Origin of the sequence: Flavobacterium sp. HJ-32-4 (genome assembly GCF_022532105.1) — a bacterium.
In the GTDB taxonomy this organism is placed as follows: Bacteria; Bacteroidota; Bacteroidia; order Flavobacteriales; family Flavobacteriaceae; genus Flavobacterium.
Window position 1 is genome coordinate 3,121,694 of the sequence record NZ_CP092832.1, and the last position, 23,913, is coordinate 3,145,606.

Here is a 23,913-nt window from a genome sequence, read left to right on the forward strand (position 1 = left end):
GCAGATCAGCGCGCGAGATCCCGCAGATGAAAGTGCACCACAGACTAATTTGGAACGTAGCCCTTCCGGATGACATCGGTGGCGTGGTGGCCTTCCTCTGTTCGGAAGCCGGACGCTGGGTCAATGCCCAACGGATTGAAGTATCCGGCGGACAAATGCTTTAAAACGAATTAGTCGATCACACCCTTATCCCGCAAAAACCGGCGGATATCTGTGAGGGACGTACACTTCTTGAGTACGGTTTCACCCTCCTCCACAATCGGAAGCACGACGGTTTCGACACCGTCGAGGTCTTCCCCCAACCACGCGCCAATGTCAGAGAGTTCAAAATACCACACGGTGTCAAACTGGGTCTTGCGGATCAGTTGGTCTTTACGTAGGAATTCTTCAGAAGGAAGTTTGCGTTTCAAAAGAAGGAGTCAGAAATTAAGAATGGAGTGATTAGGGGGTACCCCATGAACCATGAAGCATGAAGCAAGAACCAAGAACTATGAACCATCAACTATCAACCCTCAACCATCAACTATCCACCTCTCCCTACCCAAACACCTCCTCCACCTCTCCGTCATAACTGGCAAACACCATGGTCGGATGTGAATCGAGGTGGTACATCGCACCTTTCGCATCCAGGGCAATGGCACCGGCGAACCCGTCGAAAGGTTTGAGTTCGGAAAAGGTTTTGGTGCAGGCGTCCTGAAGGGAAAAACCATCGGTGACGCGGGTGGCGATCTTCGCTGCAACGGCACCACTGACAATGTCTTCGCCCACGCCCGTGAGACTGACGGCACAATGCGTATTGGCATAATTACCGGCCACGGTTGCCGAATCGGAGATACGTCCGGGAATCTCAAAGCCTTTGCCGCCTGTAGAAGTAGCCGCTGCCAGATGGCCGTTTTGATCGAGTGCGACACATCCCACGGTACCCGTTCCGGTGGCAGCCAGCTTAGCCTCATATTCAGTACGGCGCTGTGGGATTTCCGTAGAAAATGGCTCAAATCCCTGGCTACGGGCAAATGCTGTCGCACCCTCGCCGCCAAGCACGCGGTCGTCGACTTCCATCAATTTCAAGGCAACGGCAACCGGGTTTTTGACCTCTTCGATGTTGATGACGCCGGAAAACTTCTGGGTGCGCCCGTCCATAATGGAAGCGCTCATCCGGATTTTCCCATCCGACTGGATCTGTGAGCCGATACCCGCATTGAACAACGGATCGTCCTCCAACAACTGAACAGCGTATACCACTGTTTCAAGCGCAGAATGGTCGGTGAGGTAAGCATACGTGTCACGTACAATCCGTAACAACGCGTCCTGTTTGGCTTTTTTGGTTTCGGCACTGGTCGACGATTCCGAGAAGAAACCGCCGTGGATCATGACTTTCATCAGACGTATTGGGAAGATTGGATATGCATTTTGTGCGTCCGAAGGTCGTAGGTATCGTATTTACTCATCACGTGCGTAACCAGATGGTTGATCGAAATCGGTTGCCCGAGTTCGACCTGCGTAAGGTTGGTGTCTTTGATTTCACGACCGTCCACGAGAATGACAAGTCCGGAACCAATGGCCTCCATCTCCGTATTATTTCGAATGAGGAGTCCGGTATCTTCTCCCAATCCCACACCCAAAATCCTCGGATTACCGACCACCGCCTGGAACAACCGCCCGATACGGCCCCGTTGCACGAAGTGCGTATCGATGACGACACCGTCGATCAAGCCGAGTCCGCTGGTAATCTTCACCTCTCCTTTTAGCAGCGCTTCTGAACTGCTTCCCTGGTAGATCATGCTTTGTGACGCCGCAGCAGCACCGGCGGATGTGCCGGCATAGATGAACTCTTCGTTATGGTACTTATCCAACAGCAAATCATGAAATGTCGTGCCGCCCAGGATAGACGACAGCCGAAGTTGGTCGCCACCGGTAAACATCACTACATCGGCGGCTTTCAAACGGTCGATCATCTCGCCCGACATCGCCATTTCCCGCTTGTCGAGGTGCATCACATCGACGTTGGTCGCGCCGAGATACTGCAACGCCCGCTGGTATTCAGGGCCTATTTCACGCGGTATTTTCGAGGCGGTAGTGATGACCTCAAAGCGGGATTCCTTTCCGTGTTTCGCCTCGCTCAGGATGCGTTTCAGGATGCCCGTTTCAAAAAAGTTGAGATTATTGGCGACGTTGGTATCAAAATCGGTTTCGGTAAAACTTCCTTTGTCAACTGCCCCCCCGATAATGATAAGTTTGCCTTTAATTTCCATAAATATAATGTGTGGTGGGTAAAAATAGGAAAAAGTTGGGAAGTTCGGAAGTGGCGAAGACCGGAAGTTCTAAAGATAACAAGACGGTGACCGCGACGGATAACAAGCGAACTAAAATTTTTTTTCTTCCACCAATTCCCCTATTTTAGACAACGTCTTTCATCCTTTTTCTTAAAATGATGAAAAGAACTACTACATCCACCAAAAACAAAACACCCGGTAGAACATGAAAATACTTAAGATTCAGGCGCTTCGCGGCCCGAACATCTGGAGCGTCCAACGCAAGAAACTCATCCAAATGCGGCTCGACCTCGAGGATATGGAGGAAAAACCGACCAATAAAATCCCTGGTTTCCGCGAACGCATCGAAGCCCTGATGCCCACACTGATCGAACACCGCTGTTCAGAAGGCGAACGCGGCGGCTTCTTCGCCCGCATCGACCGGGGCACGTGGATGGGGCACGTAATCGAACATATCGCGCTCGAAATACAGACGCTGGCCGGCATGGAAACCGGATTCGGTCGTACGCGTGAAACCAAAACACCCGGCATCTACAATGTGGTGTTCTCCTACACAGAAGAAAACGTCGGCCTTTTTGCGGCAGAAAGTGCCGTCCGGATTGCGGAAGCGCTCATCGAAGGTGTTCCGTATGATTTAGACGCCGACATCCAGAAGATGCGCGAAATCCGCGAACGGGTACGGCTCGGGCCTTCCACCGGCAGTATCGTCGAAGAGGCTGTGGCCCGCGACATCCCCTGGATCCGTTTGGGCACAAATTCATTGGTACAGTTGGGATACGGTGTCAACCAGGTACGTTTCCAGGCCACCATCACCCAAAATACCAGCCATATCGCCGTTGACATCGCCTGCAATAAAGAAGAAACGAAACGGATGCTCGACCTGGCCTCCATCCCGGTTGCCAGCGGTAGTATCTGCGTAGACGAAGAAGACCTTGATACCACCATCCGCAAGATCGGTTATCCGATTGTGATCAAACCCCTTGACGGCAACCACGGAAAGGGCGCTTCGATCAACGTGACGAACTGGGAAGATGCGAAAGCAGGACTCGAGTACGCCAAAAAATACAGCCGTCGGGTCATCGTCGAAAAATTCATCACCGGCTTCGACTTTCGGGTGCTCGTTATCGACAACAAACTCGTTGCCGCCGCCAAACGGGTACCGGCGCATGTGGTCGGCGATGGGAAAAAACGACATTGAAAAACTGATTGCGATTACGAATGAAGATCCGAGACGCGGATACGGACACGAAAACGTCCTGACCGAAATCGAAGTCGACCGCGATACCGAAGATTTGCTCGAAAAACTGGGCTACACGCTGCAGACCGTCCCGAAAGCCGGGGAAATCGTCTACCTGAAATCCACCGCCAACCTGAGTACGGGCGGCACTTCCGTGGATGTCACCGATCTCATGCACCCCGAGAACATCTTCCTTTGCGAACGGATCTCGCGCGTCATCGGTCTTGACATCTGCGGTATCGATATCATGGCGGAAAACCTCACCCAACCGCTCAAGGAAACGGGAGGCTGTATACTGGAAGTCAACGCAGCACCGGGCTTCCGGATGCACCTTGCCCCGTCGGAAGGACTTCCGCGCAACGTGGCCGCGCCGGTCATCGATATGTTGTATCCACCGGGTAAACCAAGTCGCATCCCGATTATCGCGGTGACCGGAACCAACGGAAAGACCACCACGACCCGCCTGCTCGCGCACATCGTCAAAAACAACGGTTATCGCGTCGGGTTTACGACATCGGATGGTATTTACATCCAGAACCACATGATGGAAAAAGGAGATACCACCGGACCTCTTTCCGCGGAATACATCCTGAAAGACCCGACGGTGGAATTTGCCGTGCTGGAGACCGCACGAGGCGGCATCCTCCGCGCCGGACTTGGGTTCAGCCGTTGCGACATCGGCGTCATTACCAACATACAGGAAGACCATTTGGGCCTTAATGATATCCATACCCTGGAGGACCTCATGCGCGTGAAGGCGACGGTGGTCAAAGCCATCAAGAAAGACGGTTGGGCCATACTGAACGCAGAAGACGACTACTGTATGAAGATTGCAGCCGACCTGCACTGTAACGTAGCCTACTTCGCGATGGACGAGGAACATCCTGTTGCCAAACGCCTGAGTCGCGAGGGCAAGATCGTGGCCGTATATGAAAACGGTTTCATCACCATTAAGAAAGGCGAATGGAAAATCCGCGTAGAACGCGCCAGCCACGTGCCGCTGACCATGGGAGGCAAAGCCCGTTTCATGATCGCCAATGCGCTGGCCGCCACGCTGGCGTCTTATCTGTGGGGCTTTAAGACCGATGATATCAGCCTTTCACTCCAAACCTTCATCCCAAGTGTCGCGCAGACACCGGGCCGTATGAACATTTTCGAATTCAAGCGCTTCAAGGTGATGATTGACTTCGCCCACAATCCGGCCGGTTATCGGGCAGTGGAGGAATTCATGGGCAGCGTGGAAGCCAATCGGAAAATCGGCATCATCGCCGGTGTAGGGGATCGTCGCGACGAAGACATCCGCGATTGCGCCACCATTGCCGCCCGTATGTTCGACCACATCATCATCCGGCAGGAAAAACACCTTCGCGGACGCACCGAAGACGAAATCAACGGACTCATACTGGAAGGAATTGCGGCAGCGAATAAGTCGGTCACCTACGAAATCATCACCAAGGAAGTCGAAGCCATACGACATGCCATCAATTCCGCTACCGACGGCACCTTTATCGTCGCGCTGAGCGATGTGGTTGCCAACGCCATTGAAATCGTACAGGAGTACCTCGACAAAGAAAACGAAGACGGTACGATGTAACAATAAAGCCGGCCTCAGGGTCGGCTTTTTCTTTTCCGCTTAGTTCGGGTTGCCAGAAGCGCGAGGACCGAGAGCACCAGAAAAGGCAAGGGCGACAACGCCATCCGCACATTTCCCGCCAGGACGCCCGGCAGGAAAACAAGCAGCAGCAATAAGAACAAAGGAGGAATGCCCGTGAGCAGTAGCCACCGGCGCGGCATAAAAACCGCCACCAACAACAGCACTTGTCCAAGAAGTGGCAGTGCCACGGCCGGATGAAGAAACGTACCTTCTCCAGCCCCGCCTGTCAGCAAATAAAACTCCATCGCAAAAAGGCATTGGGAATGCGTCCCCCACTCTAACCACGCGAGTCCGGAGGTGAGCAGCAGTGCCGTGGCAAAAATCCGTATGTTTTGGTTGTCGGCTGTCATTGCAGATTGTTTAGAGGAACAAAGGTATAAGACCCTATTCACAAAACCCTGATTTTCATCAGTTCCTCCTATTATTCGCACCCCAAGAAAAATTTTAACATTTTCTCAGGTAGGGTTTTTTTATTGGCTGTTGTTTAACGTATTGAGTCAATACGTTAGGAGCTCCGGAGGATTTCGAAACTCTAAAACTTTCGTTAACAGCACGTTAATTGGCAGTTTCGATTATCTGACACGGTTCTAACTTTAGGCTCTTAATTATTTTACTTTTCTTATGAAAAAAATTACTTTTCTGCTGCTTACCCTCGGCATGTCGGCTCTTTCGTCGGCCCAATGCCTGAGTGGCGTCCCTTACCCGGACGAAACAGCGGTGCCAGATTGTAACGGTATTTCGCCAACCGACCTTTCGTTTGGTTACGGATATGCCGGCGAATACTCTCTGGTGACGCTTACCGAAGGTGAAACCTACACCTTCTCAAGTTCTATTGACACCGATTACATCACCATCTCGAATGAAGATGGCAGTACGGCTGTCGTATTCGGCGTAGGTCCCCTGACCTGGACAGCCGATGCTTCGGGCGACTATCGCTTTTACACCCATACCGACGATGCGTGCGGTGAGGAGGAAGAAATCCGCTCTCGCTACGTATTGTGCGGCACACCACCTCCACCTCCTGCGAACGATGATTGTGCCAACGCAATTTCGATTCCTACGGGGGACTCGTATTCATACGAGCAAACAGACGGTGGCGGTAGCACCAACAACGACGGCTACCTGCTGACTTGTTCCGACAATGGTCAAAATGATGGTACATGGTTTAGTTTCGAAGGAGACGGAAACGAGGTAACCATTACCGTTACGCCCGATCTGGATTTCGACCCACAACTTGCGGTTTTCAGTGGCTCATGTGGCACCTTCGAGTGTGTAGACACCATCGATGAAGGCTTCCCAGGTGACGAAGAAGAACTCGAATTCGTTACGGAAGCGGGCGTCACCTATTATATAAACGTCGGTTATTTTGACGACGTCGAAGACCAGCCTGAAGGCAACTTCACCCTCAGCATGTCACGCCAGGCACCGGCAGCCCTTCCGGAAAACGATGCCTGCGCGGGCGCTATTGCCATTCCAACAGGCGAAACGTATACCTACGAGCAGACCGACGGAGACGGAGCGACCAACAACGCTGGTTTCATTACCACATGTTCAAACGGCATGAACGACGGACTCTGGTTCTCGTTCGAAGGAGACGGTAGTGCGGTTGCCATCACGGTAACACCATCTGCCGGCAGCGATTTCGATTCACAGATCGGTGTTTACAGCGGTAGCTGCGACGCGGCCACATGTGTGGGAACGGTTGACGACACCTTCGAAGGCGAAGCCGAAACCATCAGCTTATTGACGACAGAAGTAGGCGTCACGTATTACATCAACGTAGGCAACTACTCGGGCTTCACCGATAACGACGAAGGTCCGTTCACCATTGAAGTAACCCGTTCGGCAGCGGTTGGTGTTCCTGACAACGACGCGTGTGACGGTGCATACGTCATCCCCACCCAAATGGATGAATATTCGTATGAGCAAACGGATGGTGCCGGTGCGACCAATAACGACGGTTTCCTCGAAACATGTGATAACGGCCAAAACGACGGCCTTTGGTTTACCTTCACCGGAGACGGCAACCACGTAAATATCGTGGTAGATCCAGCCGCCGGATTTGACCCACAGGTTACCGTATTCAGCGGATCATGCGGTGCTTTCAACTGCGTAGATACCATCGATAACGGTGGCAGCGGTGACGAAGAAACCCTATCGGTTCTCAATTCGGAAGTAGGAACCACCTATTTCATCAACGTAGCGAACTACAGCGGATTCACCGATAACCCGGAAGGCAACTTTACGATTTCCGTAACGCGTGAAACACCTCCTGCAGCCCTACCCGACTGCGCGGCTAACCCAACACCTGCCGATGGCGCTGTAGATGTACCAACCGGAGACGTAACCTTTAGCTGGGACGCACCTACGACAGGAGGTCCGGTAGACGGCTACAAAATATACGGTGGTTTGACTCAGCCGCTGACAGAAGCGGATTTGATCGACACCGTTACCGAAACATCTATTGACCTGACCATCACCGGATTCAGCACGACCTTCTACTGGAAAGTCGTTCCTACCAATACCCTGGGCGATGCAGAAGGCTGTGCCGAGTGGACATTCACCACAGTGGCACCGCCACCACCACCGGCAAATGACGCTTGTGCCGATGCTATCGCCATCACCACGTTGCCGTATTCAAACTCGTCTGACGACAGCGGGGCCACCAACAACGATGGCTTCCTGACAGGTTGTGCACCAGGCCAGAACGACGGCACCTGGTATACAGTCGTGGGCGACGGCGGTGACATCACCATTGCAGCCACGTCTGATATCGACGGCGAACTAGGCGTATTCACAGGCGACTGTGGCGCTCTTACCTGCGTTGGAAGTGTTGACGAAGGTTTGGCAGGCGACACCGAAACCTTCATCATCGAAGGCTCACAAGAGGGAACTGTATACTACATCAACTTTGGTTACTATGCCAGCGGCACCGACGAAGCAGAAGGCCAACTTGATATTGAAGTATCTTCTTCACTTAGCGTAAACGACAACGACCTCAGCTCGCTGAAAGCGTATCCAAACCCTGTTACTTCCGTATTGAACCTCGACTACATCCGTAATATCGAATCGGTAGCGGTAAGCAACCTCCTGGGGCAACAAGTACTGACACAATCAGTGAACAGTGCGAATGCGCGTATCGACATGACGCCACTATCAGCCGGCACCTATCTCGTGAAAATCATCGCGGATGGTGTAGCACGTACGCTGAAAGTGGTCAAACAATAAGCTACTAAGAGACTATACATAGGATTTTTTGTTTGAGAAGACTGCGGACTCCGGTTCGCAGTTTTTTTTTGTTGTCAGGCGATGCAAGCAGAAGCCCCGCTGTCGTATTTTTGGAGTAAATGATGCGGTAGTATGGAAAAGCAACCTATTTCACTGCAGGTAACAAAATCGTATAGCGCCCAATACCTCGACCCGATTATACTGCAACCGGGCGATCTTGTGCGGTTGGGTGAAGAAGAAACCGATCCGAACTGGAAAGGGTGGATTTGGGCGGAAACCGACACCCACAAAGGCTGGATTCCGATGCAGATACTGGATATGGATCCCGATCAGACGACAGGGCGCGTACTACAACCCTATTCAGCCAAAGAATTGGATGTGTTGGAAGGAGCGTACATAGAACCGCTGCACACACTAAACGGCTGGACCTGGGCGAAACACCTTGCAACCGGCGAGGAAGGGTGGATTCCGAACGAAATCCTGCCCGTGCGTTAGCGTCCTATCAGGAGGCGAAAGAAACAAGGGAAGTGCTTTCTGTCTTTTTTTACGCCCTTTTTTTCTGGAACGCATCGCGGGGTGTTCCATCCGATACATAGATGGTGCCGCAATACCGGAAGCCTTCCTTTTGGAGAAAGCGGTGCATCGGCACATTATCGCGATGGGTATCGACCCGAAGGTTTCCAATACGTGAAAAAGCGAACGAAAAGGCCGCCTGCGCCACACCCCTTACCAAACGCGCCGACGCCAGGCGATGGATGACACCATAGGGTGCATCGTCGAGCCACGCGCCCTCGATAACACGGTAATTCAGATCAGGGTCTTCACCTGTCATCAAACAGAAGTAGCCCACCGATTTCCCTCCTTCTTCACACATAAAACCACAATCCGACTGGATGTCCTGAAGGATAATGTCTGTTGAGGGATACCCGTTCGTCCACTGCGTAAGATTGCCCGTGGCCCGCATGATGGCGCGCGCCTCGTCGAGTATCTCCATGATACGGGCCAGGTCAGCAGGGGTGGCAGGACGTATTGTCATCCCCCAAAAATACACTATTCCCCATTTCCGTCAGCGTCGTCGGTTTTTCTATCTTTGGGGACGCCATCGCACTTGTGCTTCGGCCCAATATGACACCTATGAAAAAAATCTTCCTTTGGATGTTGCTCGGCGCCACCGCGATAACATCCGCCCAAAAAAAGAAACTGACCCTCGAAGAAAGCGTCTTGCAGCAAAACCGCCAGTTCCGTGCCGATATGATGGCGGGTTTCCAGTGGATTCCCGACACGGATCGCTACGTTTATACGACCGACGGTGGCCGCAAGCTCATGAGCGCCTCCGCCAAAGACCGCGTAGCGTCTGAATGGCTCACGCTTGACGACGTCAACAAAGCACTCGGCGAAAAAGCGAACAGTTTCAACGGAATTATCTTCCGCGATGCCTCGACCTTCGTCATTCCGGCCGGTGGCGATCTCTACGCCTATTCCGTCAGCACGAAAACCGGAAGCCGTCTGCTCGACCTGAACGATGAAATGGAGTCGACAACGCCGTCACCTGACTACACCAAGGTCGCCTACACCCAGAAAAACAACCTGTTCTATGCGGATGCAGCGGGTAAAAGCACGGCCATTACCAACGAAAAAGAAGGCATCGTATCCGGGCAGACCATCTCGCGTAACGAATTCGGTATCGAAGGCGGCATCTTCTGGTCTCCGAAATCCACCTACCTCGCGTTCTACCAAAAAGACGAGACGGGGGTAGCCGATTATCCGCTGCTCGATATCAATGAAACACCGGGTAAACTGGTATCCATCAAGTATCCGATGATCGGACAGACCAGCGAGAAAGTACGCGTGGGCATCTACCACCTCGCATCGGGAAAGACGGTTTACATTTCTCCCCGTGGCGCAGCCGACGACTATATGACCAACCTGTCGTGGACGCCGGATGAGAAGTATGTGCTGATTGCCGAACTCAACCGGGGCCAAAACGACATGCGACTGAACCTGTATGACGCTGCGACCGGCGCTTTCGTGCGTACCCTGTTGCAGGAAACGAGCGCCACGTGGACAGAACCGGAACACCCGGCGTTCTTCCCTTCAACGACTTCCTCGAATTTCGTATGGATCAGTGAGAAAGATGGGTTCAACAACCTGTATTACTACGGCCTCGACGGAAAACTGATTAAGCAACTAACCGCCAATCGTTTCGTGCTGCGCGATATCCTGGGCAGCACCAAAAACGGCAATACGATTTTCTTCTCGGCCACCGGACCGAACGCGACCAACATGCTGGCCTACAAGGTCGACCTTAAGGGAAAACAAACCCTCCTGACCAAAGACGAGGGAGTGCACCGCGTGTCGTTCAGCACGGATGGCAACTGGGTCTTCGATGAATATTCCAACCACAATACGCCTTCCCGATCGCTTTTATATGATAAAAACGGAAAAGCGTCGGTGTTGCTCGAAAGCAAAAACAAGTACGAAGGCTACGAACTCGGTACGGCCGACATCCGTACGATCAAATCAGCCGATGGTACGACCGACCTCTACACCCGTTTGATCAAGCCGAGTAACTTCGATCCGTCGAAAAAATACCCGGTTTTGGTGTATGTATATGGCGGGCCGCACGCCCAACTGATCACCAACTCGTGGCTCGACGGCGCCAATCTTTGGATGTACTGGATGGCCGAACAAGGTTACTTGGTATTTACAGTTGACGGACGCGGCTCTGACAACCGCGGGAAGGCCTTCGAGAGCGTCATTCACCGGCGCCTGGGGCTGAACGAAATGGACGACCAGCTTGCCGGCGTCAGCTACCTGAAATCGTTGCCTTTCGTCGATGGGAAGCGCCTGGCGGTACATGGCTGGAGCTATGGCGGGTTCATGACCACCAGCCTGATGCTTCGGAAGCCGGGTACCTTTACCACGGGCGTGGCCGGCGGACCGGTTACCGACTGGAAGTACTATGAAGTGATGTATGGCGAACGCTATATGGATACCCCAGCCGAAAATCCGGAGGGCTTTGCGGAAAACAGCACGTTGGCCTACGTAAACAACCTGCAGGGCAAACTGTTGTTGATTCATGGCACCAGCGATGACGTGGTGGTCATGCAACAGAATTTCGCCTTGTTGAAAAAATTCATCGAAGCCGGAAAGCAGGTCGATTTCTTCGCCTATCCCATGCACAAACATAACGTGGTAGGGAAAGATCGGGTGCACCTGATGGATAAAGTCCTGCATTATATTATTGACAACAACCCGTAATGCGCCAGCTATTCCTAGGGATAACATTCGCGCTCGTTGGATGCGCCGCACATCAGGATGCCAAAAACCTGCCGCAGGACGGTTCCTCCATGGCACGGGCCATTTACGTGACCTCGGCGGCGGAAGAAGCGGATGTGTTGAAGAAATGGTGCCCCGATTGCGAGTTCATCAAACGCAACATCATCCAGGATGACAACGGCAACCAATATGAAAAAGTACGGATGAGAGAACCAAACGGCAAAGAACGCTGGTACTGGTTCGACATCAGCCAGATGCGATAACTAAAAAAAACCTGATCGATGGATCAGGTTTTTTGTTTTTTCTTGCGGGCTGCCGGAAACAATACGTTGTTGAGTATCAGTCGGTATCCGGGTGACGTGGGATGTAAGTCGAGTACCGTTGGCGGATCACCCACCTGGTGGCGGTAATCCTCCGGGTCGTGGCCACCGTAATACGTCCACATGCCTTTTCCCATTTCCCCGTGGATGTAGCGCGCCTCGCCGTTCAGTTTGCATTCACCCATCACCAACACATTGGTTTTGACCAGGTCACGCTCAAACGCCGTAGTTTGTCCCATAAACCCTTTGACCAGTTGGGTGTGGTTTTGGCACAGCATCGACGGGATGGGATCCCATTTGGCCGAAAAATCCATCAGGGTGAAATAGTCTTTCTCCATCGGGACCGCTGCCACACGTTTGTTGGTGGTGTCGATATCCGAGAACTCATATACGTTCGGATTGCGCTCCAGCGTAAAGTTCTTGAAGGCAAACGTACGGGTGTAGTCGATTTGGGTTTGGTAATTCGGTGAGGAAGCGTCTCCGTCAAACATCGCTTCGCAGATGTCGACACCTTCCGCCGAAAGCGCGATATCGAAACTGTCGGTCGCCGAACACATCGCGAACATAAAACCGCCGCCGATCACGAAATCCCGGATTTTCTTGGCTACCGCGAGTTTTTCCTCCGACACCTTGGTATATCCCAATTTCGTCGCCAGTGCCTCGGCATCTTTCTTCTGTTCGATATACCAGGGCGTGTTTTTGTAACTGCCATAGAACCGTCCGTACTGGCCGGTGAAATCTTCGTGGTGCAGGTGCAGCCAATCGTATTGGATCAACGCATCCGCCAGTACTTCTTCATCGTATATGGCCGTGAAAGGGATTTCGGCATAGGTCAGCACCATCGTCACGGCATCGTCCCACGGTTGCTTGCCCGGCGGGGTGTAAACGGCGATTTTAGGGGCCTTTTCGAGAATGACCGTCTCCATGTTTTGGGACGGACTGGAGATTTCTTCCAGGATGGCGTTTGCCTCTGCGTCAGACAGTACTTCAAAGCTTACCCCACGGATCTGGCATTCCTTACGGATTTCGGCCGCATCCGGCAACAGGAAGGAGCCGCCGCGGTAATTCAGCAGCCAACTGGCCTTGTATTGCCGTTCGAGGCACCAATAGGTGATGCCATAGGCTTTGAGGTGGTTTTGCTGCGTAGACTCATCCATAGGAAGCAACACAAAACCCGCCCGCGCCGACAGGGCCATGAAAAGGAACAGAATGACGAGAATGCGATAACGAGACGCCATTTATTGAATTTTTGCCGAAGATACATCATCCGCTATGACCGATGTGTACATTTTTTGTTAAATCCCCCCGGCAAATCATCCGCAAAAAAGTGTCTTTTTGGACGTAAGTTATTAACAATGTGCATAAAATGCGAGACATTTTAGAGCACAAAATCGCCAAAAAGCGCTTTTTATGCCCTATCTTTGTGCCCCTTAAAAGAGGTAAAATCTATTGTATGAGAAAACAGTTACTACTGAGTATTTTTGGAGTTGCGTTGGCGTTGTTCTCGCTTGAGAGCGTGGCGCAGGTCTCCATTACAACAGCCGGTTCTGCTGTCACACAGAATTTTGACGGACTTGGTTCGGCAAACAACGCGAGTGTACCAGCCGGTTTTAAAATTGGTACCGATTGGTCTACCGGAACGACGGTAGTTACCGCGGCAGCCGGAACGAGCGGCGCGGGTATCCTAACGGGCACAAGCTCCGGCGGTGTGTACAACTTCGCCAATGGCGTGACGGCTACGGCTACAGATCGGGCGTTGGGCTTTCTATCGACGAGCGGTTTTTCGTCACCCCGGTCTATCGTGTACGCCTTCACCAACAATACAGGCGCAACCATTACGTCGATTGACCTGGCCTGGAATTATGAAAAATACCGTAGCGGAACCCGGGCGTTCGACTGGACGTTCTTCCACGGTAGTACCTCCACTGCCACTACCGCTGCAAACCCAGGAGACCAGTCATATGCAGCAGATGCCAACAACACGGTGATTTCAAACCCTCCGGCGGCGACGGCGAAGTCGTTTTCCATCACCGGTTTGAGCATCGCCAACGGCGCGACATACTACCTCCGATGGACCTACACGGGTGTTGCCGGTTCGACCAACGCGCAAGGACTTGCCATTGACGATTTCAGCATCACGGCCAACGTTTCGACAAACAATATTCCGGTGGCTTCAAGTGTGACCTTCACGGGTCCATTGGCTACAGGGAATACCCATACAGGAAGTTATACCTATTCGGATGCAGAAAACGATCCGGAAGGTACTTCAACCTTCCGTTGGTTCCGTGCAAACGATGCGGCAGGCGCAGGCGCGGTCGCTATCGGCGGCGCTACCTCGATTACCTACCAACCTGGTTCGAATGATATCGGGAAATACCTGTCATTCCGTGTGACACCTGTGGCTACGTCCGGCACGCTGACCGGTGCGGAAGTGGCGAGTGCCTACCAGGGCCCTATTGTTTCCTCTACGAACTCGGTATCGACGATCACCGCCGACGGCACCTTCACGCCGACTGCCAACGTCGATTACCTCACTTCTACCGGTACGGATGTAACGGCGAGCAGTTTTGAAATAGCCCGTTTCTCACTAAACGATGTGACGGGATCACCGTTCAATGATGGTCTGGCTACTACCCTCACGGCGCTTTCTTTCAGCGTAACCGGTTCATCCAACCTCGAAAAAATAGCGCTTTACGACGGAACTACGGAATTGGCGGAAGTAACCGCTGCCGCTACGACAAGCTTCTCCGGTTTGAGCCTTTCCGCAGCGTCGGGAGCCTCCAAGATCTTTTCGGTGCGCGTTACGTTTAAAACAACGGTGACCGATAACGCCCAACCGCAGTTGACCATATCGTCTGCCACTTCTGATCCGACAGGTTCTCTTTTTGCGGCTGCCAACGCGGGCGGTGCTTCGTCTTCGATTGCAGGCGACAACAACCGTATCGAGGTAACGGCTACTAAGCTTGCCTTTACCACGACGGCGGCACAGACCGTCACGAACGTAGCGATGACAACGCAAACCGTAGAAGCTACGGACGTGAACAACCGTCGCGACCTCGATTTCGTGTCAGTTGTCAGCCTTACATCGAGCGGCACATTATCGACATCGCCGCTTACAGCGACCGCTACGAGCGGTGTCGCTTCCTTTACGACCATCACCCACACGGCAATTGGAACCGGATTGACCCTTACCGCTTCATTTGGCGCGCTTACGCCTGCAGTGAGCGCGGCTTTCAACATCGTCCCTGCGCCAATTTTTGCTAACCCCATCACCGGAACCAACCCGGGGCTGTCAAACCCGTATACTAACGGACAAACATTTGATGCCAATATTTCCGTTTCGGGTATCGGCCGTGGGGCGGGTGTAAACGGAACCAGTGCAAATGATCGCTATAATGGCAGTTCGTGGGATACGGCCAATCTTGACACTACGGCATACTTCGAATTCACACTGACCCCAGTTGCGGGTTATCAGATCGACTTTACCAACTTTATCTACACGGCACAGTTTTCTACTACAAACGGTGTGACGACGGCTGCACTGCGGTCAAGCCTCGACAACTATACGGCTAATATCGGAACAGCGACGCTTACCGGAACAACCATTTCGTTGACCGATACGTCGTTCCAAAACGTATCAGGTCCGATCACATTCCGTCTCTATGCATGGGGTGCTACCAACTCGGGTGCGACATTCAGCGTGAACAGTTTTGAATTCAATGGTATTGTAGAAGCGAGCCCGGTTCCGCAAATTTCTGCTGCTCCGTCTACGATCTCCGGACTCAATTATTTTGAAGGCGCTGGTCCTTCCACTTCTCAAACCATCGGTATCACGGCTGCCAATCTTACGCCTGCATCCGGTAACGTGACCGCCAGCGCTACAACCGGATTTGAGGTTTCTACGGATAATACAAACTTCTCTTCTTCCGTAAACGTGGCGTACACCAGCGGCACGCTTACGAATGCTCCGCTATATGTTCGACAGGCAGCGGGCGCCACAGCCGGTGACTATTCGGGAACCGTGACGATTTCGGGCGGAAACGCACCTGCAAATGCTACGGTTGCCGTGAGCGGAAAAGTGGTCGTACCCTTTACCATTCCGTACTTCAACACTTTCAGCACACAATCGACTGTTGACGTGGCCTTGGTGCAAGGTTTTGTTGCAAGCAATGCGGCATTCAATACGTCATACCTTCGTTTCAATAGCATCGGAGCGTATCTTGATACACCTGTCATCGATTTCACACAGGAAGGTGATTTCCGCGTGGAGTTCGAAACCGCCACTTTCGGCGGTAATAATGGCCAGACACTTGAGTTGCAGATTTCAACCGACGGCGGTGCCAACTATACGACTTTGACCACTATTGCTCCACCATCGTCTTCCTACACTACGTTGACCTATGACATTAACGTAGCGTCCTACCCAAGTACAAATGGGAAACTCCGTGTGCTGATGACCGCCGGAACGTCGCAAACACGTCTCCGCAATTTCTACCTTCTGGGACGTACAACCTGGGACGGAACAAGCTGGTCAGCCGGCGCACCGAACAGCCTGGTAGTAGCAACCATCGCAGGAGATTATTCAACCAGCGGTGAGCCTTCTATCAACGCATACTCTCTTGATGTAAACAGTGGTACCCTGACCGTTACAAACGGTGAATCGGTCACCCTTCAAAATGCACTGACCGTCAACACAGGCGCAACCGCCGAATTTGAAAGTAACGCCAACCTCATCCAGGTGAACAACGTAGCGAATACGGGTAACATCTCGATCAGCCGTACGGCGAATATGAGAAGACAAGACTATATCTACTGGTCGTCTCCGGTTACAGGCCAGAACCTGTTCAATTTCTCTGACCAGACACTTTCGAACCGTTTCTACGTGCTGGACGAAGACACCAACAGCTTCAAAGCGTTGTTTACGGCCACACCAACCGGTTTGGGTGAAAACGCTACTACGTACAACTTCCTTCCTACGAAGGGCTATATGGTACGGGCTCCGAACAACCATCCGTCTACCGTAACACCATGGACGGGTACCTTTACAGGTGTACCAAACAACGGTACGTATACGTTCCAGGCAACGAATGGCGTAGCTACTGCGGCCATTGGTAACAACCTGATCGGTAACCCATATCCGTCACCGATTAACGCAACTTCCTTCCTGGCTGCCAACCCAACGGTAGGTACCCTTTATTTCTGGGCACACATTACGCAAACCGCACCAGGTGCTGCTAACTATGCTTCCTTCAACGGAACAGGTGCTGCCGCTGCTGCCGGTGGCGAGGTGCCAAATGGAACAATTCAGGTAGGTCAGGGCTTCTTGGTCACCGTACCTGCCGCTGTTTCGATCGTGTTCAACAACGGTATGCGTGTCAACAACCACCAAAACCAGTTCTTCCGTTCGTCTGAGTTCGGCGTAACAGGTCCGGAACGCCACCGTATCTGGCTTGACCTGAAAAAAGACGGTGCCGTAATGAGCCAGTCGCTTGTGGGCTACGTCTCAGAAGCAACCAATGGTATCGAACCACTGTATGATGGTGCCATGATCCCAGAAAATGCACCGCAACTGTATTCCGTGCTCGACAACCAGGCGTATAGCATCCAGGGTCGTGCGCTTCCATTCGCCGACAGTGATATCGTGCCGATGGGTATCAAAACACCTACGGCCGGCAACTACACCATTGCACTGAACAGTTTCGATGGCCTTTTCGGAAGCCAGGCAGTATACCTTAAAGACAATGCGACCAACGTGTTGCATGACATCAAATCAGGTGACTATACCTTCGCGACAGATGCCGGAACATTCAACGACCGTTTCCAAATCGTTTTCAACACCACAACATTGGGTACAGACCAACCTGTTTTGACCGACAATGCCGTAACCGTATACAAAAACGGAACATCGCTGGAAGTCAATTCTGGAACGGTTGCTATGCAATCGGTTAAAATCTTCGACATCCGCGGACGTCTCGTAGCTTCACGTGAAAGCATCAATGCTACCGCTACGTCGTTTGCGAACCTCTCGGCTACACAACAGGTACTTTTGGTGCAGATTGTGTCGAAAGACGGTGCAACCGTAACGAAGAAAGTGATTTTCTAATCATCACAAAACCATACGGAAAGAGCCGCCCACAAGCGGCTCTTTTTTTTTGCCGTAACGTGATGAAAAAGGGATGGTGTTGAAGAACATACAACGCGGCTGACAAAATGCCTCTATCGCAGGCACGTGATTTTAGGACGGGTCAGTATAACGAAAACAGGACTTATGTAGTAACCTGTATAGCTATTTTAGCACGGGTCATACGACCCGGCTACTGTATGGATACTGTATAGATACTGTATGGATACTGTATGGATACTGTATGGATAAAGTATCAGATGGTGACAAATTACTAACCCATACCCCTAGGTGTCATCCATTTTCTTATTATCTAATTCAAGGCCAGAATCCCGTCATACATCTTTCCTCTTTCCTTTTTCCTCTTTGCTCTCACCCCTCTCCCCTCCTCAGTTTTAACCTTATCCTAATGTACTACTATCAATCGTAACGATGCCGTAATACACTGCTAACGTTGTGCTTAGGCGCTACCGCTACTTTTGGCGAAAGTTATCGCATGAGGCTACATTACCTATTGGCGTTCGTACCCGCCTTTTTACTTTCCTGCACGACAGACCGCGACCTGGCCGACACCACCGTACTTCCCGATCCGGAAGCCGTTGTCGTGCATTACTGGAATTTTAACTCCCTGCCATCCGGCACACTGACTTCTGTGCAACCCGATGCCTCTCTGGTGACGGGTGCCGCTATCACCTATGAAGGTGAAGGAGCAGGATACATGGATGCCTTCGACCCGGGATACGACACAAATGCCCAAAACGGCGATGTGGCCGGACAAGGACTTCGCGCCCGGAATCCAAGCGACACACGCACGCTGCGATTTGCCCTTCCGACCACCGGGTTCAAAAACATCGTGCTTCGCTTTGCCACCGCCCGAACGGGATCAGGTGCCACGCAGCAATCATATGCTTACACCGTAGATGGCGTTAACTACACGTCCGACGGGCTTGTTCTAACTGGATTCACGACGAAGGAAGATCCGACGAACGACCTCGTCGTGCTTGACTTTTCCGATATTCCGGGAGCGGATGACAATCCGAATTTCCGCTTTGCCATTACCTTCAGCGGCGATACGGCGGCCGGAACATCCGGCAACAACCGATTTGATAACGTAACGGTAGAAGGAATCCCATTGGTTCCCATCACCGCCCCTTCCAACCTCACCTATCCTTCGCCCCAAACCTGGTCGGTGGGTGCGGCCATCACACCGGTTCAACCGACCGTTACAGGAAGTGGTATCCAGTATAGTGTCAATCCGGCGCTACCCGACGGACTCACCCTTGATACGACTACGGGCAGCATCAGCGGCACGCCCACTACCCAAACGCCTACGACCTCCTATACCGTAACCGCCACCAACGCAGGTGGCAGCACAACGGCTGTCATTCAGATTACCATCACAGCCGCCTCTCCTGTCTTTCTCGTGCATTACTGGAATTTCAATTCCTTGCCCACCGGTACGCTGACGACGGTCACACCCGACAGTTCGTTGTTGGCCGGCGGCGCAGCCTCCATTACCTATCCTGGAACAGGCGCGGGCTACCTCGACCAGGTGAATCCGGGCTCCGACCTGAACGCACAGGAAAGCGCACCGGCAGGATTGGCGCTTCGGATACGGAACCCATCCGATACGAGGGCGCTGCTGATCAACGCATCCACCGCCGGATATAAAGACATTGTCGTCTCATTTGCCACCACCCGCACCTCATCCGGGGCCAGCGAGCAGCTATATTCGTATACGATTGACGGCGTGAACTTCATCACCGCCTCCCTTCCGGTCACGACCTTCAGTCCGGGCATCGACCCAAGCTATTCCGTCGTCACCCTGGACTTTGGCGCCATCCCAGGCGCAGATAACAATCCCAACTTCGCGTTGCGCATCGGTTTCGGTGGTACCACAGCAAGTGGCACCAGCGGAAACAACCGAATTGACAACGTAGCTATAAGCGGCAGATCCCTATGAGAACCTTCCTACTGGCATCGTGCCTGCTGAGCACAGGGATCGCAGGTGCCCAAAAGACCCGTTTGGTCCCTACCCAACATTATGACCTATCCATACCGGAGCCCTCCGACATTTGTGTGGCGCCAGATGGCGTTTATTATATCGTAAGCGACCAGGGCTTCCTGTTTGAAACGCAGGCCGACGGCACGATCATTCGTAAGGCGGACTACCGCGGAATGGACGATGAAGCCGTCTTTGCCGATGACCGTTTCGTATATGTGGTGGAAGAATCCCTCCGAAAATTACGATTGTTCGACCGAGCCACGCTTACCCTGCAACGGACCGTCACACTGCCGTACGCCGGTGGCCGCAACAAAGGATATGAGTCGCTGACCTACAACCCCACGACGCAAAAGTTCCTGTTGATTACCGAAAAAGATCCAACGGTGGTTTTTGAAGTCGATCGCGACTTTAAGGTGACCAATGAAACCACGTTGAAACTGGCGCGCGACATTTCCGCCGCTACGTTCCATGACGGTTTTGTATGGGTGTTAAGCGACGAAGACCGGACCGTTTTCAAACTGGATCCGGTGACCTATCGACCGCTGGCGCAGTGGGTGCTGCCGGTGCTCAACCCCGAAGGCCTTACGTTTTCAACAGATAACACCTTGCGTATCCTTTCCGATGACCGGCGCCGTTTGTATGTATTCGATCTCCCACTTGCCCCTTAAGATGAAAAAAATAGCCTATTTGGTAGCCGGTATGCTCGTCGCGGCAAGCGGTCACGCCCAACTTTCGATCACCAACGGACAACACGTCCTGGAAATTTCCGGGATGGTGTCGTCGTACTACAATATGCGCTCGCTCAAACCGGGGGAAGACGACCACCAGAAAGACCGCTTCCGCCTGCGCGATGCCCAGCTTCAGTTAGAAGGGCGGATTGGAAATACGTGGGAATATGAACTCCAGATGGACTTCGCCGATCAGGCCGCAAGTTCAAACGGCGCCGATTTCGATCCGGAAAACCCCGGATTGATGGACGCTTATCTAGTGTATAAAGGATTGGGATTTGTGGATGTACAGGCGGGCTATGGAAAGCTCTTCTACTCGCGCAACTCCATGGTGCCCTTTATGTACTCTGCCTATTGGCAACGCCCTGAACTGACGCGGGGCAGCCTGTTCAGCCAACGCGATGTGGGCGTTACACTGATGAAAGATTTCTGGAACCAGCGCCTTCACGCCTACGTCGGTATTTACACCGGCTTGGGGGAACTTTCGCTAAACGGTGATAACGACGCAAGCGGCCAACCCGAATATGCAGCGCGGTTCGAATTTTCGTATCCGTCCCGCGTCCGTTACCGAGAAATTGATGCGAATGTAAGCCCGACACCGCTTTTTGCTATCGGCATCAACGGACGCTACGCCAATAAGGTACTTCCCGACGGCGAGGAGTTTCCCGCAAATGCCCAAGGGGAATACGGACTGAAGGTGCTCAACGGAAAAAAATATGTGTACGGATTTGACGCTGCCTTCCAATATAGGGGATTCTCGGCCCAATTCGAGATGCATCAGATAAAAGGCCTTCCGACCCTGCCGGATGATCCGCTCCTCCAGAACCTGCCGTCCAGCCAGACCAAAGGGTATCTCCTGGCAGGCGGCTATGTGGCCCAGGCCAACTACTTTATCAAAGACTGGCACACGGTGCTTTCCGCCCGCTATGAAGAACTTGATCTTAGTGATCTCGTACCCGGCAACTCGCAGCGCTTTTCTCCCGCCATCGCTTACCAGATCAACGGGTTCGATGCAATGGTAAAATTCCAGTACTTTCGTATTTGGAAAGAAGAAGCGATTGACCCTTTGAAATGGGACGAACAGTTTCGCCTTGGCCTACAACTGACCTTTAAATAATAACGATATGCTACAAAAATTACGTTTCCTGATAGTTCTGGTATCGGCGGCCGCCACGGCGCAGATTGCCTCTTTTCCTGCGACGCAGAGTTTTGACGATCCCTTTACCGAAGGAACCGACGTCGCTTTCCTTCCGGATTGGCAGGGAAATACCGTAGCGGCTACCAACCGCATCTTCCGCGATGTCACCGATTTTAGCTCAGACCCGGCGGCGATGAGCATCATCCCCACCAGTTCGTTTTCGGGGGACGCACGCGTGCATCTTAATCTCTCGGGGCAATCCGGCATGTCGGTTTCGTTTGTCGCGAAGTCCATGCTGAATGGCGACGGCACCCGCGATGCCGTCCTGACCATGGAAACCACAATCGATGGTGGCGCAACCTGGATCGGCACACAACTGATGGGATCCTTCCCTAATACCAACCAGACATCGTTCGGATCGTATACCTACACCCTACCCGCTACGGCCGACGGCCAATCCGATGTTTGGGTCCGCTTTTATGTCACACGCGGTACCACCGGCACCTCTACTGCGGCCAAACTCGTGATTGACGACGTGACAATCGCGACCGGAGGTGTAGCCGTACCTACATTGGCCGTATCGCCCACCACATTGTCGTTCGCACAAGTGGTTGGTACACCATCCGCCGCGCAGGCCATCACGGTATCCGGTAACAACCTCACCGAAGACGTTGTCATCACGGCGCCCACCGATTACGAAGTATCCCTTTCGGTAACAAGCGGCTTTGGCCCGTCTGTGACCCTGACCCCCAGCAATGGTACCTTTCCATCGGGAACCATGGTGTATGTGCGGATGAATGCGTCTGACGAAGGCACCACGAATGGCACGCTTACGCTAACCTCGTCTACGGCATCCGCTTCGGTGGCCCTTTCTGGTAGCGCGATTGTTACGACCTTGACCAATCCGGAGCCTTTCGTGGTAACGGCCAACACCGAACAGTCCATTTTTTCAGAATGGGATGCGGCCTCACCTGCGGGTAGTCGACCTTCTAATATGGCATTCTGGACGCACGCCACTACCGATCCCGACCTGACGGTGCAGTTTGTGGAAGACTACAACTGTTTGTACAACCTGACCAGCCGGTCGCGTTTCAACGGACAGGGTACGAATGGTATCTCCTTCGTCAACACCGGAAACTCCCAGTTTACGGGGGTGTGTGACGGAAGCGACCCGACACAGGTAGCGGGCAGCATGATGGCCAACGACCGGGTGGGTGCTGTAGTGGTGTCATTGAATACAGCAGCTGTCGCCACCGCCACCACGATGACACTTTCGTGGACGGGACGCACGATCCTGAAAAACAACCGCGTGTATGGCCTTCGGATGCAATACCGCATCGGAAACGGTGGCGGGCTTCCTAACGCGGGATGGACGGAGTTTCCGGAAACGGTAGACTATATCAGTGGTGAGGACAATACCTCGCAAACCTTCAACACACCGCTGCCTGCCGAAACGTTTGGGCAACCACTGGTTCAGGTACGCTGGGTCTATTATTTCATCAGCGGCACCGGAAGTCGCGCGCAATTGGGACTTGACGATATCGGGATTGCTGCAACGGTGTTGTCGACGCCCGACTTTGAGGTACCGACCTTCCGCCTGTACCCGAATCCTGCTACAGCGGGTCGTGTGTTTTTCGGACAACCTGAAACGGTAACCGTATATGATGTAGCGGGTAAATCGATCCTGCAAGCCAACGACGTCACCGAGTTAGACGTTACCGCCCTTAGACCGGGTCTTTACTTGGTACGAAATGCGAAGGGTCAAACCGCGAAACTAGTCCGATAAGACGTTATTTTAACGAACTGTAAAGGCCGTCCCGTGTGGAGGGCCTTTTCTGTTTACAATGCGTTAATATACCGTTGAATTTCTTAAACTTAACATAATTACACGCTGTAAATCAGATGCTTGTTACAAGCTAATTTTGTAGCA

15 protein-coding genes and 2 pseudogenes are annotated in these 23,913 nt (G+C 52.7%); 11 read left to right on the forward strand and 6 right to left on the reverse strand.

The window, feature by feature from the left end; translation table 11 throughout:
* Positions 1 to 56 precede the first annotated feature (56 nt).
* Positions 57 to 164, forward strand: a pseudogene (locus MKO97_RS13430) (short-chain dehydrogenase); the annotation flags it as partial.
* Between the two features lie 6 nt (positions 165 to 170).
* Here the strand turns inward: MKO97_RS13430 and MKO97_RS13435 are convergent.
* The 3 genes from MKO97_RS13435 to MKO97_RS13445 all read right to left on the reverse strand — a co-directional run bounded on the left by MKO97_RS13435 (position 171) and on the right by MKO97_RS13445 (position 2,252).
* The gene (locus tag MKO97_RS13435; RefSeq protein ID WP_241103725.1) at positions 171 to 410 is read right to left on the reverse strand and encodes a hypothetical protein; all 240 of its coding nucleotides are present in this window, start codon (positions 408 to 410) and stop codon (positions 171 to 173) included.
* Between the two features lie 127 nt (positions 411 to 537).
* Positions 538 to 1,380 (reverse strand): isoaspartyl peptidase/L-asparaginase, encoded by an 843-nt coding sequence (locus MKO97_RS13440; protein WP_241103726.1) that lies wholly within the window; start codon positions 1,378 to 1,380, stop codon positions 538 to 540.
* A complete protein-coding gene (locus MKO97_RS13445) occupies positions 1,380 to 2,252 on the reverse strand; it encodes a cyanophycinase (RefSeq protein ID WP_241103727.1) in 873 nt (290 codons plus the stop codon). Before MKO97_RS13445 ends, MKO97_RS13440 begins: the two co-directional genes overlap by 1 nt.
* A gap of 226 nt (positions 2,253 to 2,478) precedes the next feature.
* Here MKO97_RS13445 and cphA point away from each other — a divergent pair.
* A pseudogene (gene cphA / locus MKO97_RS13450) lies at positions 2,479 to 5,104 on the forward strand (cyanophycin synthetase).
* A gap of 14 nt (positions 5,105 to 5,118) precedes the next feature.
* On the opposite strand, the gene MKO97_RS13455 reads toward cphA, so the two are convergent.
* On the reverse strand, positions 5,119 to 5,514 hold the full coding sequence (locus MKO97_RS13455; RefSeq protein ID WP_241103728.1) for a hypothetical protein: 396 nt from the start codon (positions 5,512 to 5,514) through the stop codon (positions 5,119 to 5,121).
* 271 nt (positions 5,515 to 5,785) lie between these two features.
* On the opposite strand from MKO97_RS13455, the gene MKO97_RS13460 reads away from it, so the two are divergent.
* Positions 5,786 to 8,392, forward strand: a complete 2,607-nt coding sequence (locus MKO97_RS13460; RefSeq protein ID WP_241103729.1) for a T9SS type A sorting domain-containing protein — start codon at positions 5,786 to 5,788, stop codon at positions 8,390 to 8,392.
* 132 nt (positions 8,393 to 8,524) lie between these two features.
* Complete coding sequence (locus MKO97_RS13465; protein ID WP_241103730.1) at positions 8,525 to 8,887, forward strand: SH3 domain-containing protein; 363 nt, start codon at positions 8,525 to 8,527, stop codon at positions 8,885 to 8,887.
* A 49-nt stretch (positions 8,888 to 8,936) separates the two neighbouring features.
* On the opposite strand, the gene MKO97_RS13470 is transcribed toward MKO97_RS13465, so the two are convergent.
* Positions 8,937 to 9,428: a GNAT family N-acetyltransferase gene (locus MKO97_RS13470; RefSeq protein WP_241103731.1), complete on the reverse strand. Its 492-nt coding sequence runs from the start codon at positions 9,426 to 9,428 to the stop codon at positions 8,937 to 8,939.
* A 98-nt stretch (positions 9,429 to 9,526) separates the two neighbouring features.
* On the opposite strand from MKO97_RS13470, the gene MKO97_RS13475 reads away from it, so the two are divergent.
* Both MKO97_RS13475 and MKO97_RS13480 read left to right on the forward strand, forming a co-directional pair.
* On the forward strand, positions 9,527 to 11,653 hold the full coding sequence (locus MKO97_RS13475; RefSeq protein ID WP_241103732.1) for a DPP IV N-terminal domain-containing protein: 2,127 nt from the start codon (positions 9,527 to 9,529) through the stop codon (positions 11,651 to 11,653).
* On the forward strand, positions 11,653 to 11,934 hold the full coding sequence (locus MKO97_RS13480; protein WP_241103733.1) for a hypothetical protein: 282 nt from the start codon (positions 11,653 to 11,655) through the stop codon (positions 11,932 to 11,934). The genes MKO97_RS13475 and MKO97_RS13480 overlap by 1 nt, the downstream gene beginning before the upstream one ends.
* A 23-nt stretch (positions 11,935 to 11,957) precedes the next feature.
* Here MKO97_RS13480 and MKO97_RS13485 read toward each other — a convergent pair whose 3' ends face one another.
* Positions 11,958 to 13,229 carry an asparagine synthetase B gene (locus tag MKO97_RS13485; RefSeq protein WP_241103734.1) on the reverse strand — a complete coding sequence of 424 codons (1,272 nt, stop codon included), beginning with the start codon at positions 13,227 to 13,229 and terminating at the stop codon, positions 11,958 to 11,960.
* A gap of 215 nt (positions 13,230 to 13,444) precedes the next feature.
* Here MKO97_RS13485 and MKO97_RS13490 point away from each other — a divergent pair, with 215 nt between their 5' ends.
* The 5 genes from MKO97_RS13490 (at position 13,445) to MKO97_RS13510 (ending at position 23,769) form a co-directional block, all read left to right on the forward strand.
* Positions 13,445 to 18,094: a T9SS sorting signal type C domain-containing protein gene (locus MKO97_RS13490; protein ID WP_241103735.1), complete on the forward strand. Its 4,650-nt coding sequence runs from the start codon at positions 13,445 to 13,447 to the stop codon at positions 18,092 to 18,094.
* 514 nt (positions 18,095 to 18,608) lie between these two features.
* Positions 18,609 to 20,075, forward strand: a complete 1,467-nt coding sequence (locus tag MKO97_RS13495) for an Ig domain-containing protein (RefSeq protein ID WP_241103736.1) — start codon at positions 18,609 to 18,611, stop codon at positions 20,073 to 20,075.
* On the forward strand, positions 20,072 to 20,785 hold the full coding sequence (locus MKO97_RS13500) for an SdiA-regulated domain-containing protein (RefSeq protein ID WP_241103737.1): 714 nt from the start codon (positions 20,072 to 20,074) through the stop codon (positions 20,783 to 20,785). Before MKO97_RS13495 ends, MKO97_RS13500 begins: the two co-directional genes overlap by 4 nt.
* A 1-nt stretch (position 20,786) precedes the next feature.
* Positions 20,787 to 21,962, forward strand: coding sequence for a porin (locus MKO97_RS13505; protein WP_241103738.1), 1,176 nt, complete (start codon positions 20,787 to 20,789; stop codon positions 21,960 to 21,962).
* Positions 21,963 to 21,969: 7 nt separating this feature from the next.
* Positions 21,970 to 23,769 (forward strand): T9SS type A sorting domain-containing protein, encoded by a 1,800-nt coding sequence (locus MKO97_RS13510; RefSeq protein WP_241103739.1) that lies wholly within the window; start codon positions 21,970 to 21,972, stop codon positions 23,767 to 23,769.
* The last annotated feature ends 144 nt before the right edge of the window (positions 23,770 to 23,913 follow it).

Bases quoted from the DNA above. Each gene is read 5' to 3' on its own strand.
- MKO97_RS13440 (WP_241103726.1), bottom strand. From the start codon at position 1,380: ATGAAAGTCATGATCCACGGCGGTTTCTTCTCGGAATCGTCGACCAGT.
- MKO97_RS13445 (WP_241103727.1), bottom strand. From the start codon at position 2,252: ATGGAAATTAAAGGCAAACTTATCATTATCGGGGGGGCAGTTGACAAA.
- MKO97_RS13455 (WP_241103728.1), bottom strand. From the start codon at position 5,514: ATGACAGCCGACAACCAAAACATACGGATTTTTGCCACGGCACTGCTG.
- MKO97_RS13460 (WP_241103729.1), top strand. From the start codon at position 5,786: ATGAAAAAAATTACTTTTCTGCTGCTTACCCTCGGCATGTCGGCTCTT.
- MKO97_RS13465 (WP_241103730.1), top strand. From the start codon at position 8,525: ATGGAAAAGCAACCTATTTCACTGCAGGTAACAAAATCGTATAGCGCC.
- MKO97_RS13470 (WP_241103731.1), bottom strand. From the start codon at position 9,428: ATGACAATACGTCCTGCCACCCCTGCTGACCTGGCCCGTATCATGGAG.
- MKO97_RS13475 (WP_241103732.1), top strand. From the start codon at position 9,527: ATGAAAAAAATCTTCCTTTGGATGTTGCTCGGCGCCACCGCGATAACA.
- MKO97_RS13480 (WP_241103733.1), top strand. From the start codon at position 11,653: ATGCGCCAGCTATTCCTAGGGATAACATTCGCGCTCGTTGGATGCGCC.
- MKO97_RS13485 (WP_241103734.1), bottom strand. From the start codon at position 13,229: ATGGCGTCTCGTTATCGCATTCTCGTCATTCTGTTCCTTTTCATGGCC.
- MKO97_RS13490 (WP_241103735.1), top strand. From the start codon at position 13,445: ATGAGAAAACAGTTACTACTGAGTATTTTTGGAGTTGCGTTGGCGTTG.
- MKO97_RS13495 (WP_241103736.1), top strand. From the start codon at position 18,609: ATGAGGCTACATTACCTATTGGCGTTCGTACCCGCCTTTTTACTTTCC.
- MKO97_RS13500 (WP_241103737.1), top strand. From the start codon at position 20,072: ATGAGAACCTTCCTACTGGCATCGTGCCTGCTGAGCACAGGGATCGCA.
- MKO97_RS13505 (WP_241103738.1), top strand. From the start codon at position 20,787: ATGAAAAAAATAGCCTATTTGGTAGCCGGTATGCTCGTCGCGGCAAGC.
- MKO97_RS13510 (WP_241103739.1), top strand. From the start codon at position 21,970: ATGCTACAAAAATTACGTTTCCTGATAGTTCTGGTATCGGCGGCCGCC.